At 72.6% G+C, this 14,662-nt stretch carries 13 protein-coding genes; 10 read left to right on the forward strand and 3 right to left on the reverse strand.

Going from position 1 to position 14,662, the window contains the following annotated elements; translation table 11 throughout:
- Positions 1-54: 54 nt before the first annotated feature.
- Entirely contained in the window at positions 55-1,782 is a 1,728-nt protein-coding gene (locus JIW86_RS22800; protein ID WP_257555687.1) for a BACON domain-containing protein, read from the forward strand.
- Here JIW86_RS22800 and JIW86_RS22805 read toward each other — a convergent pair.
- The gene (locus JIW86_RS22805; protein WP_257555688.1) at positions 1,779-2,696 is read right to left on the reverse strand and encodes a hypothetical protein; all 918 of its coding nucleotides are present in this window, start codon (positions 2,694-2,696) and stop codon (positions 1,779-1,781) included. The two genes, JIW86_RS22800 and JIW86_RS22805, sit on opposite strands and share 4 nt — an antisense overlap.
- 63 nt (positions 2,697-2,759) lie before the next feature.
- On the opposite strand from JIW86_RS22805, the gene JIW86_RS22810 reads away from it, so the two are divergent.
- The 4 genes from JIW86_RS22810 to ilvD all read left to right on the forward strand — a co-directional run bounded on the left by JIW86_RS22810 (position 2,760) and on the right by ilvD (position 7,249).
- Positions 2,760-3,698, forward strand: coding sequence for a Ppx/GppA phosphatase family protein (locus JIW86_RS22810; protein WP_257555689.1), 939 nt, complete (start codon positions 2,760-2,762; stop codon positions 3,696-3,698).
- Positions 3,699-3,823: 125 nt separating this feature from the next.
- Complete coding sequence (locus JIW86_RS22815) at positions 3,824-4,657, forward strand: sugar phosphate isomerase/epimerase family protein (protein WP_257555690.1); 834 nt, start codon at positions 3,824-3,826, stop codon at positions 4,655-4,657.
- Complete coding sequence (locus JIW86_RS22820; RefSeq protein ID WP_215147803.1) at positions 4,654-5,271, forward strand: TetR family transcriptional regulator; 618 nt, start codon at positions 4,654-4,656, stop codon at positions 5,269-5,271. Before JIW86_RS22815 ends, JIW86_RS22820 begins: the two co-directional genes overlap by 4 nt.
- A gap of 127 nt (positions 5,272-5,398) precedes the next feature.
- Positions 5,399-7,249, forward strand: coding sequence for a dihydroxy-acid dehydratase (gene ilvD / locus JIW86_RS22825; protein ID WP_257555691.1), 1,851 nt, complete (start codon positions 5,399-5,401; stop codon positions 7,247-7,249).
- A 34-nt stretch (positions 7,250-7,283) separates the two neighbouring features.
- Here ilvD and JIW86_RS22830 read toward each other — a convergent pair whose 3' ends face one another.
- On the reverse strand, positions 7,284-9,437 hold the full coding sequence (locus tag JIW86_RS22830) for a serine/threonine-protein kinase (protein ID WP_257555692.1): 2,154 nt from the start codon (positions 9,435-9,437) through the stop codon (positions 7,284-7,286).
- A gap of 105 nt (positions 9,438-9,542) precedes the next feature.
- On the opposite strand from JIW86_RS22830, the gene JIW86_RS22835 reads away from it, so the two are divergent.
- The 5 genes from JIW86_RS22835 (at position 9,543) to proC (ending at position 12,958) form a co-directional block, all read left to right on the forward strand.
- A complete protein-coding gene (locus JIW86_RS22835) occupies positions 9,543-9,845 on the forward strand; it encodes a peptidase (RefSeq protein ID WP_257555693.1) in 303 nt (100 codons plus the stop codon).
- 59 nt (positions 9,846-9,904) lie between these two features.
- Complete coding sequence (locus tag JIW86_RS22840) at positions 9,905-10,432, forward strand: hypothetical protein (RefSeq protein ID WP_257555694.1); 528 nt, start codon at positions 9,905-9,907, stop codon at positions 10,430-10,432.
- 54 nt (positions 10,433-10,486) lie between these two features.
- Positions 10,487-11,287 carry an ABC transporter ATP-binding protein gene (locus JIW86_RS22845; protein WP_416237683.1) on the forward strand — a complete coding sequence of 267 codons (801 nt, stop codon included), beginning with the start codon at positions 10,487-10,489 and terminating at the stop codon, positions 11,285-11,287.
- The gene (locus JIW86_RS22850; protein WP_215147792.1) at positions 11,284-12,021 is read left to right on the forward strand and encodes an ABC transporter permease; all 738 of its coding nucleotides are present in this window, start codon (positions 11,284-11,286) and stop codon (positions 12,019-12,021) included. Before JIW86_RS22845 ends, JIW86_RS22850 begins: the two co-directional genes overlap by 4 nt.
- A gap of 127 nt (positions 12,022-12,148) precedes the next feature.
- On the forward strand, positions 12,149-12,958 hold the full coding sequence (gene proC / locus JIW86_RS22855) for a pyrroline-5-carboxylate reductase (RefSeq protein WP_215147790.1): 810 nt from the start codon (positions 12,149-12,151) through the stop codon (positions 12,956-12,958).
- Positions 12,959-13,017: 59 nt separating this feature from the next.
- Here the strand turns inward: proC and trpS are convergent, their stop codons facing one another.
- The gene (gene trpS, locus JIW86_RS22860; RefSeq protein WP_257555697.1) at positions 13,018-14,016 is read right to left on the reverse strand and encodes a tryptophan--tRNA ligase; all 999 of its coding nucleotides are present in this window, start codon (positions 14,014-14,016) and stop codon (positions 13,018-13,020) included.
- Between the last annotated feature and the right edge of the window lie 646 nt (positions 14,017-14,662).

Below are 14,662 nucleotides of genomic sequence, written 5' to 3' on the forward strand. Positions count from 1 at the left end.
TAAAAGTGGGAAAGGCTTCCGGGGGTCCACCGGCCCGCCGCCTACGGTCGCCAGGTGAACAGCAGCAGCCAGGCACACTCCTCGTCACGCTCCGGCGCACACCGGGCGCACGGGCGCACGCCCCACGAGGGGGAGCCGCCGCCGGCCTTCCGGCACGAGCCCTACCTGGACGGCCTGTTCACGTACTGCCTGTCGGTCCTGTGCGACCACGACACCGCCACCGACGTGCTGGGCGACGTACTCGCCGTGGCCGACCGGCATCCCGGCCGCTGCCCCGACGAGGGTGACCGGCGGGCCTGGCTGTACGCCTTGGCGCGCTGGGGCTGCCTGCACCGGCTCGCGGAGCAGCGGCGCGTACGACAGGGAGCGCATTGCGCCCGGCGTGCGCCGGAGCACACGTACCCCGGCCGTGCGCCGGGTGGCGGTACGGAAGGCGACCCGTCCGGCGGGGCCCACCGCACGCTTGACGTGAGCGCGTACCGCCGTACCGAGCTGGCCCGGCTCGCCTGGCCGGAGGCCGCCGGGACCACGCCCGAACAGCGCGAGGCCCTGGAGCTCGCCGTCCGCCACCGCCTCGGCGTCACCGAGCTGGCCGCCGTCCTCGGCACGCCCCCGGCCGCCGCCCGGGAGCTCCTGTCCGGGGCCGCCTGCGAGGTGGAGCGCACCCGCACCGCCCTCTCCGTCGTGGAGACCGGCAGCTGCCCCAGCGTCTCCCGGCTCACCGGCGACGGGCAGGTCCTGCTCTCCACCACCCTGCGCGCCGAGCTCGTACGGCACGTCGACGACTGTCCGCGCTGCCGCCGCGTCGCCGAACGCGTGGGCGCCGGCGCCCCCTGGCCCGGCTCCGGCGGCATCGACACCGCCGCCCTCCCGCTCGTCCCCGCCCCCCGCACCGCCGTCCACGCGGCGATGCTCCGCTCCGGCGGCCGGGGGCGACGGCCCGCCCCGCGCTTCGACCGCACCGGCTTCCCGATGGACCCCAAGGACCGCGCGGCCCGCCGCGACCGGATGCGGGCCCGGGCGGTGACCACCACCGTGGTCGCCACCGTGGTCGCCGCGCCGGTCCTGGCGCTGTGGGCGGCGTACCGCGGCACGCCCAGCACCGGCGAACCCGTCGGCGACGCCGCCACGCGCATCTCCGCGAGCGAGTCCGACCTCCCACTGCCCCCGCACGTCGGCGGGCGCCCGCTGACCGCGTACGAGAACGCCGGGAACGCCGCCTCCACCACCGGCGGGCCCGGCTTCGCCCCGGGCAGCGCCGAGCCCGACGTCTCGGTCGAGGTCATCAGCACCGGGCCCCCACCGGCCGCCGACCGGGCCGGTGGCCCCGGCCGGCTCACCGTGGCCGCGTCCTCCCACGGAGCCACCACACTGCTCACCCTCACCGCGTCCGGCGGCGCCCCGGTGGACTGGCGGCTCTGGTCCGACGCGCCCTGGCTGCGCGCGAGCCGTACCGCGGGCACGCTGGCCCCCGGAGAATCGGTCACCCTGAGGATCGCGGTGGACACCGAAGCCCAGCCCGTGGGGGGCTGGACGGCCCGGGTGGGGGTGGATCCCGGCGGTGCGGTCGTCTCCATCCAGGGCCGCGGGCGCCCGGCCCCGACCCCGGAGCCGCCGTCGACCCCGGACCCGACGCCCACGCCGACCCCGACGCCGAGTCCCACGCCGACCCCGACGCCGACCCCGACACCCACTCCGACCCCGACGCCCACGCCGACGTCAGGAGGAACGGTTTCCCCCGACCCCGGGCCGGCGCCGTCGGCTTCGGCTTCTTCGGCCTAGTCGACCGAGGTGGGGACCACCGGGTCGGCCGGGTGCGGGGCCATCGGCAGCAGCGAGGCGAGCCGCGCCTCGCACAGCTTCACCAGCTCCTCGTACGCCTCCTTGCCCATCAGCTCCGTCAGCTCGGCGCGGTACGACACGTACACCGGGTCCCCGGCGCCGTGCGCGGAGGTGGCCGACGTACACCACCAGTGCAGGTCGTGGCCGCCCGGACCCCAGCCGCGCCGGTCGTACTCGCCGATCGACACCTGGAGCACGCGGGTGTCGTCGGGCCGGTCGATCCAGTCGTAGGTGCGGCGGATCGGCAGCTGCCAGCAGACGTCGGGCTTGGTCTCCAGCGGCTCCTGGCCGCTCTTCAGCGCCAGGATGTGCAGCGAGCAGCCGGCCCCGGCGGGGAATCCCGGCCGGTTCAGGAAGATGCACGCGCCGTCCCAGCGGCGGGTCTGCTTCTCCCCGTCGTCGTCGGCTTGCGTCCACCCGGTCTCGCTGCCCACGTCGTGGAACTGCCACAGCTCCGGGGTCAGCCGGGCCACGTGCTGGGCGACGCGCTTCTCGTCGTCCTCGTCGGAGAAGTGCGCGCCGAGCGTGCAGCAGCCGTCGTCCGCCCGGCCCGCCTGGATGCCCTGGCAGCCCTGGCCGAAGATGCAGGTCCAGCGGGAGGTCAGCCAGGTCAGGTCGCAGCGGAAGACCTGCTCGTCGTCGGCGGGGTCGGGGAACTCCACCCAGGCGCGGGGGAAGTCGAGGCCCTTTTCGTCGGCGGCGAGTGCGGCGGCCTTCGCCTTGGCGGCCTTGGTGGCCTTGGCGGCTGTGGCAGCTTTGGTGCCGCCCTTGCTGCCGGCCTTGGCGTCCGTCGTGTTGTCGGTGCCCTTGTCGTTCTTCGACCGGGTCTTGTTGGCCTTCTTCGTATTTGGCACAAACCCAAGCCTAAGCGCCCCTTACCTCACCCCTCCGCGTTCCTCGCAGTAGCGTTTCCCCCTATGAGACTCGGTGTCCTTGATGTGGGTTCGAATACGGTCCATCTGCTGGTGGTGGACGCGCACCCCGGTGCGCGCCCGCAGCCGGCGCACTCGCACAAGGTGGAAATGCGGCTGGCGGAGCTCCTCGACGAGGGCGGCGCGGTCACACCCGAGGGCGTCGAGCGTCTCGTCTCGGTGATCGTCGACGCCGTGCAGGCCGCCGAGGACAAGGGGTGCGAGGACGTCCTGCCGTTCGCGACCAGCGCCGTGCGCGAGGCCACGAACGCGGACGAGGTGCTGGCGCGGATCAAGGCCGAGACCGGTGTCGACCTGCCCGTCCTGAGCGGTGAGGACGAGGCGCGGCTGACCTTCCTGGCCGCGCGCCGCTGGTTCGGCTGGTCGGCCGGGAAGCTGCTGGTCCTCGACATCGGCGGCGGCTCGCTGGAGATCGCGTACGGCATCGACGAGGACCCGGACGCGGCGGTCTCCCTCCCGCTGGGCGCGGGCCGCCTGACGGCGGGCTGGCTGCCGGGCGACCCGCCGGACGCGCTGGACATCCGGTCCCTGCGCAGGCACGTGCGGACGGAGATCGCGCGGACGGTGGGGGAGTTCAGCCGCTTCGGTACCCCGGACCACGTGGTGGCGACGTCGAAGACCTTCAAGCAGCTGGCCCGCATCGCGGGCGCGGCCCGCTCGGCGGACGGCCTCTACGTGCAGCGGGACCTGAGCCGGAAGTCGCTGGAGGAGTGGGTCCCGCGGCTGGCCGCGATGACCACGGCCCAGCGGTCGGCCCTCCCGGGCGTCTCGGAGGGCCGGGCGAACCAGCTCCTGGCGGGTGCGCTGGTCGCGGAGGGCGCGATGGACCTCTTCGGCGTCGACGAACTCGAGATCTGCCCGTGGGCCCTGCGCGAGGGCGTCATCCTGCGCAGGCTGGACCACCTCCCGACGGGCAACGGCTGAGCGGAGAAGCGGGCGGGCGGGCCGGCGGGGCGGGGGCGCGGGACGAGGGCGGGACTGCGGGCGGGACTGCGGGCGGTACGGGGGCGGGACGCACCAGGCGGGCATCGGGCCCGTACCCTGTGTCCGTGGCAGAACCAGTCCGCGTCCCGACCGCGAAAGTCGCCCTGTCCACCGCCTCCGTCTATCCGGAGTCCACGGCGACCGCCTTCGAGATCGCCGCGCGCCTCGGCTACGACGGCGTCGAGGTCATGGTCTGGACGGACCCGGTCAGCCAGGACGTCGACGCCCTGCGCCGGCTGTCCGACCACCACCAGGTGCCGATCCTCGCCATCCACGCGCCGTGCCTGCTGATCACCCAGCGGGTGTGGTCCACCGACCCCTGGACCAAGCTCCAGCGTGCCCAGGCGGCGGCCGAGCGGCTCGGCGCGTCCACCGTCGTCGTGCACCCGCCCTTCCGCTGGCAGCGGCAGTACGCGCGGGACTTCGTCACCGGAATCTGGCGGATGGCCGACGAGACCGACGTCCGGTTCGCCGTCGAGAACATGTACCCCTGGCGCTACCGCGACCGCGAGATGCTCGCGTACGCGCCCGAGTGGGACGTCACCAAGGACGACTACCGGCACTTCACCGTCGATCTGTCGCACACCGCGACCGCCCGGGCGGACGCGACCGCGATGATCGACCGGATGGGCGACCGGCTCGCGCACGTCCACCTCGCCGACGGAAACGGTTCGGCGAAGGACGAGCACCTGGTCCCGGGCCGGGGTACGCAGCCCTGCGCCGAGCTGCTGGAACGGCTCGCCCACAGCTCCTTCGACGGGCACGTGGTGATCGAGGTCAACACGCGGCGTGCCATGTCCTCCGCCGAGCGCGAGGCCGACCTCGCCGAGGCGCTGGCCTTCACCCGCCTGCACCTGGCCACCTCGTCCGCGACGCGTGACGAGGTCCGGCGCCCGTGACCGAGCCCGTGAAGCGCCGCCGCGGCCCCGGCCGGCCCCGCCAGGACGAGGTCGAGGAAGGCCCCGGCACCCAGGAGCGCATCCGCCTCGCCGCCCGCTCCGAGTTCGCCGCGCGCGGCTACGACAAGACCTCCGTACGGGGCGTGGCCAAGGCCGCCGGCGTGGACCCGGCCCTGGTCCACCACTACTTCGGCAGCAAGGACGACCTCTTCGCCGCCGCCATCGAGCTGAGCATGGAGCCGGCGATGGTGGTCCCGGCGATCCTCGGCGAGGGCCCGGAGGGCATCGGGGAGCGGCTCGCCCGCTACTTCCTGGGGATCTGGGAGAACCCGGTCACCCGGGCGCCGCTGCTGGCCGTGATCCGGTCCGCGCTGACCCACGAGGCGGCGGCCGCGGTCCTGCGCCGCATCGTCCTGCGCCGCGTCCTGGAGCGGGTTGCCGCCGACCTCGACGTCCCCGACCCGACCTTCCGCGCCGAACTCGCCGCCTCCCACATGGTCGGCATCGCGATCCTGCGCTACGTGGTCCAGGTCGAGCCCCTCGCATCCGCCGACCCGGACGACATCGTCGCCCTGGTGGCGCCCACCCTTCAGCGCTACCTGACCGAAGAATGAGCCGGCCGTCCCGGCATGCGGACTTGCTGTCCGTATCCCGGGCCGGGGGCGTAGCCTCGTAACTGATTCATATCTACAGTCGTGGCCGCGCTCCCAAGGCCGGCCGCACTCATGGGGAGTGAACCCGATGCCCGAGCTGAGGTCCCGCACCGTCACCCACGGCCGCAACATGGCGGGCGCACGCGCCCTTATGCGTGCGTCGGGCGTAGCGAGCGAGGACATCGGCAAGCCGATCATCGCGGTCGCCAACTCCTTCACCGAGTTCGTCCCCGGCCACACGCACCTGGCCCCGGTCGGCCGGATCGTCTCCGACGCCATCCGCGCGGCGGGCGCGATCCCGCGCGAGTTCAACACCATCGCGGTCGACGACGGCATCGCGATGGGCCACGCCGGCATGCTGTACTCCCTGCCCTCCCGCGACCTCATCGCGGACTCGGTCGAGTACATGGTGGAAGCCCACTGCGCCGACGCCCTGATCTGCATCTCCAACTGCGACAAGATCACCCCCGGCATGCTGATGGCCGCAATGCGCCTCAACATCCCGGTCGTCTTCGTCTCCGGCGGCCCGATGGAGGCCGGCCAGGCCACCCTCGTCGACGGCACCGTGCGCAAGCTCGACCTGATCGACGCCATGGTCGACGCCTCCAACGAGAACGTCTCCGACGAGGACGTCCTGCGCATCGAGGAGAACGCCTGCCCCACGTGCGGCTCGTGTTCGGGCATGTTCACCGCCAACTCGATGAACTGCCTCGCCGAGGCCATCGGCCTCGCCCTCCCCGGCAACGGCTCGGTCCTCGCCACCCACACCGCGCGCAAGGCCCTGTACGAGGACGCCGGCCGCACGGTCGTGGAGATCACCAAGCGCCACTACGAGCAGGACGACTTCTCGGTCCTGCCCCGCTCCATCGCGACCCGCGAGGCCTTCGAGAACGCCATGGCCCTCGACATCGCCATGGGCGGCTCCACGAACACGATCCTCCACCTCCTCGCCGCCGCCCAGGAGGCGGGCCTGGACTACGACCTCACCGACATCGACGAGGTCTCGCGCCGCGTCCCGTGCCTGTCCAAGGTCGCCCCGAACGTGGCGCCCGGCGGCACGTACTACATGGAGGACATCCACCGCGCCGGCGGCATCCCCGCCATCCTCGGCGAGCTGCACCGCGGCGGCCTCCTCAACAAGAACGTCACCACCGTCCACTCCGACGGCCTGGAGGACTGGCTGGCCGAGTGGGACGCCCGCTCCGGCACCGCCTCCGACACGGCGATGGAGCTGTGGCACGCGGCCCCCGGCTGCAAGCGCTCCGCGACCGCCTTCTCCCAGTCCGAGCGCTGGGAGACCCTCGACCTCGACGCCGAGGGCGGCTGCATCCGCTCCGTGCAGCACGCGTACTCCAAGGACGGCGGCCTCGCCGTCCTGCGCGGCAACATCGCGGCCGACGGCTGCGTCGTGAAGACGGCCGGCGTCGACGAGTCGATCTGGACCTTCGAGGGCCCGGCGGTCGTCTGCGAGTCGCAGGACGAGGCCGTCGACAAGATCCTGCGCAAGGAGATCAAGGCGGGCGACGTCGTCGTCATCCGCTACGAGGGCCCGCGCGGCGGCCCCGGCATGCAGGAGATGCTCTACCCGACCTCCTTCCTCAAGGGCCGCGGCCTCGGCAAGGTCTGCGCCCTGGTCACCGACGGCCGCTTCTCCGGCGGCACTTCGGGCCTGTCCATCGGCCACGCCTCCCCGGAGGCGGCATCGGGCGGCACCATCGCGGTCGTGGAGGACGGCGACCGGATCCGCATCGACATCCCGAACCGGTCGATCGAACTGCTCGTCGACGAGGCCACCCTGGCGGCCCGTCACGAGGCCCTCGGCGGCGTCTACGCCCCGAAGGACCGCGAGCGCAAGGTCTCCGCGGCCCTGCGCGCCTACGCGGCGATGGCCACCAGCGCCGACAAGGGCGCCGTCCGCGACGTCAGCCGCCTGGGCTGACCCGTCCGACCCGGCTTCCCGAACCCCGCCGCGCTCACCAGCCGGCGGGGTTCGCCGCGTCCACGGCGAACACGGACCCGTCGGGCGCACTCCCGAACACCCGCCCGTCCGCGACGACGGGCGCGGGGACGGTGGCCGTGTAGGTGCCCTGGCCCGTACCCATCCGGGGGTCCGTCTGCGCGACCAGCCGTCCGGCTCGGGCATCGACCGCGATCAGCCGGCCGTCGGCCGCCATCAGGTACAGCCGCCCGTTGTCGACGACCGGCCGGGAGGCCGCGGCCACCGCCGTCTCCAGCCGCCACGCCTCCTTCTCGCCGGCGACCGCCGTCAGCGCACCCGAGATGCCGATCAAGTACACGACCCCGTCCGGTCCGACGGCCGACTCGGCCTGCAACTGCTCCACCGACAACGGGGTGCGCCGGACCGCCCGCGTGGCGAGATCGATGCGCACGACCGCGACGGTCATTCCCTGAAGGTCGCCGGCCAGGAGGTACAGACCGCCCTGTGCGACCCCGACCGGCTTGAGCAGCCCCGGTGCGCGCAGCTGCCAGCGCACCGTGCCGCCGGCCGGATCGACCGCCGAGACCTGCGAGGACTTTCCGTCGTCGGCGCGCGTCGCCACGTACATGTCGAGGCTGCCGTCCGGCTGGTCGGGACCCGTGAACCAGACGGACCCCACCCGGCCCAGGCGCTTGCTCCAGCTCACGTTGCCGGTGGCCGCGTCGAGCGCCGTGACGGTCCCGTCCGCCCCGGCGGCCAGCACCTTCGAACCGGCGGGCAGCACGGTCGCGTTCTGCGCGATGTCCTTCTTCCACCGCGGTACGCCCGTTGCCGGATCCAGCGCCTGGAGCAGCCCGCTGCCGGGGGTCACGGCGAGGACGAGTCCGCCGCCCATGGCGGGAGCGATGGCAGTGGCGCCCGCCGTACGTGCGCCCGTGCCCGGTGCGGGGACCGACCAGGCGACGGCGCCGTCGGCCGGGTTCAGCCGGGCCGCGACGAGGCCGGGGGTCGAGCAGTACAGGGCTCCGGCTGCCGCGGCACACGCGGACACCGTGTTTCCGGGACCGCGGTCCCCGAGCGGGGCCGACCAAGGGGCCGGCGGTTCCGATCCCGTGGCCGAGCCAGACGGGTGCGCTGCCGTGTGCCCGCCGGGGTCTTCGCCGGCCGCGAACCGCGCGTACGTCCCGACGGCTCCGCCCGTCAGCAGCAGCGCGAGAGCCACCGCCACGGCGAGCCGCCGTGGCCGCCGCCCCGCCTGCGGGGCTTCGGGGGCCCGTACCCGCTGGTGCGTGGTGTCATCGGCGGCGGGCGGGAGCTGCGCCGAGACCGGCCGCCGGGGCTGCGGGATGAAGGCCTGGGTCTCCTCGCCCGTCGGGTACGCGGCGGCCCGCAGCTCGCCCAGCAGGGCGTCGGGGGTGGGTCGGTCGGCGGGGTCCTTGGCGAGGCAGCGCGCGATGACGGGCGCGAGGGAGGGCGGCACCCCGGCCAGATCGGGCTCGCTGTGCACCACCTGGTACGCGACGAGGTAGTGGCTGTCGGAGTCGAACGGTCCCCGCCCGGTCGCCGCGTGGACGAGTACGGCGCCCATCGCGAACACGTCCGCCGCCGGTCCGACCTCCCGCGGCCGCTGGAACTGCTCGGGCGCCATGAACGGGGGTGTGCCGATCAGCTTCCCGGTCTCGGTCCGCAGATCGCTGTCGGCGGGCCGGGAGATCCCGAAGTCGATGACCCGTACCCCGTCCGGCGCCATCAGGACGTTGCTGGGCTTCAGGTCCCGGTGCACGACACCGGCCCGGTGGATGTCCCGCAGGGCCTCCGCAAGCCCGGCGCCGAGCCGGGCCAGCCCCACGGGGCCGAGGGTCTCTTCCCGTACCTGCTCGGCGAGCGTGGGGGCGTCGATGAACAGGGTGGCCATCCAGGGCCGCTCGGCATCGGGGTCCGCGTCCACGACGGGTGCGGTGAAGGCCCCGCTCACCCGCCGGGCGGCTGCGACCTCCTGCCGGAACCTGGCCCGGAACTCCGGATCCGCCGCGTGCTGGGCGTGTACGACCTTGACCGCGAGCCGCAGCCCGGATGCGGAGGTGGCCAGATGCACCACCCCCATGCCACCGGAACCCAGGACGGATTCCAGCCGGTACTGCCCGGCGTACTCCGGAAAACCGGCCCGTTCCGCGCGCAGTGAGTGCACTGCCGACCACCCCCGCCGGAGCCTAGTCGATGGCGCATATGAACCGGTAAGGGCCTGCTACCCTGCGCGAGTTGCGGAGCGTCATGCTCAAGGGGGAGATTTTCGATGTCGGTTGAGAATGAAGCGAACCAGGTCCAGACCCTTGCCGAAGGATCCGGCTACAAGTCCTACCCGGTGGCGCCGGGTACCCAGCTCAATGTGCGCAGCGGCCCGGGCACCGGATATCCCGTCGTCAGCGTCCTGCCGCTGGGAGCCTGGGTGACGATCCGCTGCCAGTGCGCGGGCACCACCGTCTCGGGCCCGTACGGCACCACGAACCTCTGGGACTGCGTCGGCAACGGCCAGTTCGTCTCCGACGCCTACGTGAAGACGGGCAGCGACGGCTACGTCGCCGCACACTGCGGCTAGCCCGTCTGACACGTGAGACACGCCCGGCCCATCCGGCAAGGCGAGGGATAATCGCTGGTGTGAGCGACGACCAGCGAGACCAATCCCCCGCCGAGCCGGCCGAGGCCGCGGCACCCGCCGGGCCCGAGCCCGAGCCGATCCCGTTCTTCGGCACCACCTGGGTGAACCACGACGGCGGCTACGCCCTGCGCCGCGCCGGCATCGCCATCGGCGCGCTGGTCACCGCCGTCGCCGCCGCGCTGCTGCTCCGCCTCTCCTACGAGGGTCTGGAGCTCGGCAACGTCGGCCCCTTCCTCAGCATCTCCGTGGTCGTCCTCTTCGCGATCTCCAGCTCCATCGCCTTCGCCAAGACCTGGGAATCCTTCAGCCGCCGCCCGGCACCCTCCTCCGACGAGGCCGCCCTCAAGGGCCTGAAGGCGATCGGTTTCATCGGCTCCCTCATCGCGTACTTCCTGCGCTGCCTCGTCGAGGCTCCGGGCGAGAAGCTGCGCCGCGCCGAGTACGAGAGTGCCGTGGCCGAATTCGCCCGCCGCCGCAGCACCCGTACCGGCAATCCGGCCGCGCGCCGCCCCAAGCGCAAGAAGTAGCCCACACCCGGAACGTTGACGCGGGGCACAGCCAGGAGCATTATTCATCACATGATGAATAACCCGCCTCCGGGAGCCCCAGGAGACCCGGCCGCCGTGCACGCCACCGGCCTGACCGTCCGCCGCGGCACGGGCCGAGCCCCCCGTACCGTCATCGACGCCATCGACTTCGACGTCCCCCGCGGCCGCATCACCGGCCTCCTCGGCCCCTCCGGCTGCGGAAAGTCCACCCTCATGCGCGCCGTCGTAGGCACCCAGGCCCACGTCACCGGCACCCTCGACGTCCTCGGCCGCCCCGCCGGCCACCCCGAGCTCCGCTCCCGCATCGGCTACGTCACCCAGGCGCCGTCCGTCTACGACGACCTCACCGTCCGGCAGAACCTCGACTACTTCGCAGCGATCCTCGACCCCGGCCGAGCCGCCGCCGACCGCCGCGCCGCCGCCGTACGACAGGCCATCACCGACGTCGACCTCACCACCCACACCGACGCCCTCGCCGGAAACCTCTCCGGCGGCCAGCGCAGCCGCGTCTCCCTCGCCGTCGCCCTGCTCGGCACCCCCGAGCTCCTCGTCCTGGACGAACCCACCGTCGGCCTCGACCCGGTCCTGCGCCGCGACCTCTGGAACCTCTTCCACGAGATCACCCGCACCCGCGGCGCCACGATCCTCGTCTCCTCCCACGTCATGGACGAGGCCGAGCGCTGCCACGACCTGCTCCTCATGCGCGAGGGCCGCATCCTCGCCCAGGACACCCCCGACGGCCTGCGCGCCCGCACCCACTGCGCCACCGTCGAGGAAGGCTTCCTCCGCCTCGTGGACGAGGCCAACGCACTCGCGAAGGAGACCCGGCGATGAACGGCGCCCGCACCACCGCCACCGCAGCCCGCGTCCTGCGCCAGCTCAGCCACGACCCGCGCTCCATCGCGCTGATGCTCCTGGTCCCCGTCCTGATGCTGACGCTGCTGCGCTTCGTCTTCGACGGCAGCCCCCGCACCTTCGACGGCATCGGCGCGTCACTCCTCGGGATCTTCCCCCTCATCACCATGTTCCTGGTGACCTCCATCGCCACCCTGCGCGAGCGCACCTCCGGCACCCTGGAGCGCCTCCTCGCCATGCCGCTCGGCAAGGGCGACCTCATCGCCGGCTACGCCCTCGCCTTCGGCGCCGTCGCCGTCGTCCAGTCCGTCCTCGCCACCGGCCTCGCCCTCTCGCTCCTCGGCCTCGACGTCGTCGGCTCCCCCTGGCTGCTCCTCCTCGTCGCCCTCCTCGACGCGCTCCTCGGCACCGCACTCGGCCTCTTCGTCTCCGCCTTCGCGTCCTCCGAGTTCCAGGCCGTCCAGTTCATGCCGGCGGTGATCTTCCCCCAGCTGCTCCTGTGCGGCCTCTTCGCGGCGCGCAACACCATGCAGCCCGTCCTCGAAGGCCTCTCCAACGTCCTGCCCATGTCCTACGCCGTCGACGGCATGAACCAGGTCCTCACCCACACCGACATGACCGCCGACTTCGTCCGCGACTCCGTCGTCGTCGCCGCCTGCGCCCTGCTCGTCCTCGCCCTCGGCGCGGCCACCCTCCGCCGCCGGACGCCCTGACGCGCCCTGACCCGCACGGTTCTGAGGCGAGGCCCGGCGACCACAGGCCGGACACCGGCCCGCCATTCCACCCACGGGTGCAAGGATGAGGGCGTACACCCAATCAGTTCGGCGAGGTGAATCGGGCATGACCCAGACAGTCGCAGTCCTCGGTACCGGCAAGATCGGCGAGGCCCTGCTCAGCGGGATGATCCGCGGCGGCTGGCCCGCCTCGAAGCTCCTGGTCACCGCCCGCCGCGCGGAACGCGCCGAGGAACTCCACGCCCGCTACGGCGTCGAGGCCGTCAGCAACGCCGAGGCCGCCAAACGCGCCGACACCCTCATCCTCACCGTCAAGCCGCAGGACATGGGCAAGCTCCTCGAAGAGCTCTCCCCGCACGTCCCCGCCGACCGCCTGGTCATCAGCGGCGCCGCCGGCATCCCGACCTCCTTCTTCGAGGAGCGGCTCGCGCCCGGCACTCCCGTCGTCCGCGTCATGACGAACACCCCCGCCCTCGTCGACGAGGCCATGTCCGTCATCTCGGCCGGCAGCCACGCCACCGCCGCGCACCTCCTCCACACCGAGGAGATCTTCGGCGGCGTCGGCAAGACCCTGCGCGTCCCCGAGTCCCAGCAGGACGCGGCCACCGCCCTCTCCGGCTCCGGACCCGCGTACTTCTACTTCCTCGTCGAGGCCATGACGGACGCCGGGATCCTCCTGGGCCTGCCCCGCGCCCAGGCCCACGACCTGATCGTCCAGGCCGCCATCGGCGCCGCCGTGATGCTCCGCGACAGCGGCGAACACCCGGTCAAGCTCCGCGAGGCCGTCACCTCCCCGGCCGGTACGACGATCAACGCGATCGTCGAGCTCGAGCGGCACGGCGTACGCGCCGCGCTGATCGCCGCCCTCGAAGCGGCCCGCGACCGCAGCCGCGAGCTCGCCTCCGGCAACAGCTGAGACGCGCGTACGGGCCCCCGCCGCAGCGGGGGCCCGCACTCCGTTGAGCCCTCACCCCTTCACGGGGCGAGCAGCCCGATGGCCTCGTACGCCCGGTCCACCACCGGCCGCGCCAGCTCCCGGGCCCGCCCGGCACCCTCCCGCAGCACCTTGTCCACCTCCGCCGGATCGGCCGCCAGCTCGGCATGCCGCTCCCGCACCGGCCGCAGCAGCTCGACCACCGCGTCGGCGACATCCCGCTTGAGCGCGCCGTACCCGGTGTAGCCGTCGGCGAGGCGCACGGGATCCCCGCCCGTACAGGCGGCCAGGATGTCCAGCAGGTTCGCCACCCCGGGCCGCGCCTCCCGGTCGTGGACCACCCCGCCGTCCCCGCTGTCGGTGACGGCCCGCATCACCTTCTTGCGTACGGCCTCCGGTTCGTCGAGCAGATAGACGATCCCCGTGCCGTTCGCGTCGGACTTCCCCATCTTCGAGGTCGGCTCCTGGAGGTCCATGACCCGGGCGGCCACCGCCGGATGCGTGGCCTTGGGCACCGTGAAGGTGTGCCCGTACCGCTGGTTGAAGCGCACGGCCAGATCCCGGGTCAGCTCGACGTGCTGCTGCTGGTCCTCACCCACGGGCACCTCGTCGGTCCGGTACGCCAGGATGTCGGCGGCCATCAGTACGGGATAGGTGAGCAGCGACAGCCGTACGCCGTCCCCGGCGGCCTGCGCCTTCGCCGCCTTCTCCTTGTACTGGATCATCCGGCGCAACTCGCCGTCGGTGGCGGTGCACTCCAGCAGGTACGCCAGCCGCGTGTGCTCGTCGACATGGCTCTGCACGAACAACGTGCACCGCTGCGGATCCAGCCCGGAGGCGAGCAACAGCGTCGCCGCCTGCCGGCTGAGCCGCCGTACCCGCGCCGGCTCGTGCTCGACGGTCAGCGCGTGCAGGTCGACGACGCAGAACAGCGCCTCGTCCGGCTCCTGGTCGGCGGCGACCCACTGCCGCACGGCACCCAGGTAGTTGCCCAGCGTCAGATGCCCGGTCGGCTTGACCCCGCTGAAGATCCTCGTCATGTCCTGCTCTCCCTTGTGTGAGTGGTGTCGAGGCCGCCGCGTCGGACGACCGAGCCACTCCCGGGGAGGGGAGAAACGAAAACGGCCGCCGAAGCGGCGGCCGTGAGCGCATGCGTGCTCGTGTTGCAGTCGGCCGCCGTCAGGCGGCCCACCAACGGAGGTTGAGCGTGAGCGCATGCGTAGTCATGGGCCCAGGGTAGACGGAAGGGGATGGAGACGGGGTGAGATTCGGGCACCACGCACGGCCGGTCAGCCTGGGGTTGACACAGGTGTCCCCGATCCGTAAGGTTCTTCGAGTTGTCCGAAGTGAGCGCCGACCCCGGTCGGTCCCCGGACAGCCATCCCGCACTACACATTCGAACGAACGACGCACTTTGTCGTCCCGTTTTCATGCGTATTTGCGAATGAGGAATCTGCGTCCGAGGACGCTGCCGCCGATTAGGTTCGGGGGCAAGGAATCCGCTACTGTCTCACTCGCCGGAAGGGCCCAACAGCCCGGAAGGCAAACCCCGCTGACCGGGAGTCAGGCCCGAAAGGATCTGATAGAGTCGGAATCGCCGGAAAGGGAAAGCGCGAAAGCGCAGGACCTGGAAAGCACCGAGGAAATCGGGCCCGAAAGAGTCTGATAGAGTCGGAAACGCAAGAA

This window comes from Streptomyces sp. NBC_00162, assembly GCF_024611995.1.
Lineage (GTDB): Bacteria > Actinomycetota > Actinomycetes > Streptomycetales > Streptomycetaceae > Streptomyces.

What these genes read in the sequence shown, in the direction of transcription:
- JIW86_RS22810 (WP_257555689.1), top strand. Translation starts at nt 2,760, where the DNA reads ATGAGACTCGGTGTCCTTGATGTGGGTTCGAATACGGTCCATCTGCTG.
- ilvD (WP_257555691.1), top strand. Translation starts at nt 5,399, where the DNA reads ATGCCCGAGCTGAGGTCCCGCACCGTCACCCACGGCCGCAACATGGCG.
- JIW86_RS22835 (WP_257555693.1), top strand. Translation starts at nt 9,543, where the DNA reads ATGTCGGTTGAGAATGAAGCGAACCAGGTCCAGACCCTTGCCGAAGGA.
- JIW86_RS22845 (WP_416237683.1), top strand. Translation starts at nt 10,487, where the DNA reads ATGAATAACCCGCCTCCGGGAGCCCCAGGAGACCCGGCCGCCGTGCAC.
- JIW86_RS22850 (WP_215147792.1), top strand. Translation starts at nt 11,284, where the DNA reads ATGAACGGCGCCCGCACCACCGCCACCGCAGCCCGCGTCCTGCGCCAG.
- proC (WP_215147790.1), top strand. Translation starts at nt 12,149, where the DNA reads ATGACCCAGACAGTCGCAGTCCTCGGTACCGGCAAGATCGGCGAGGCC.
- trpS (WP_257555697.1), bottom strand. Translation starts at nt 14,016, where the DNA reads ATGACGAGGATCTTCAGCGGGGTCAAGCCGACCGGGCATCTGACGCTG.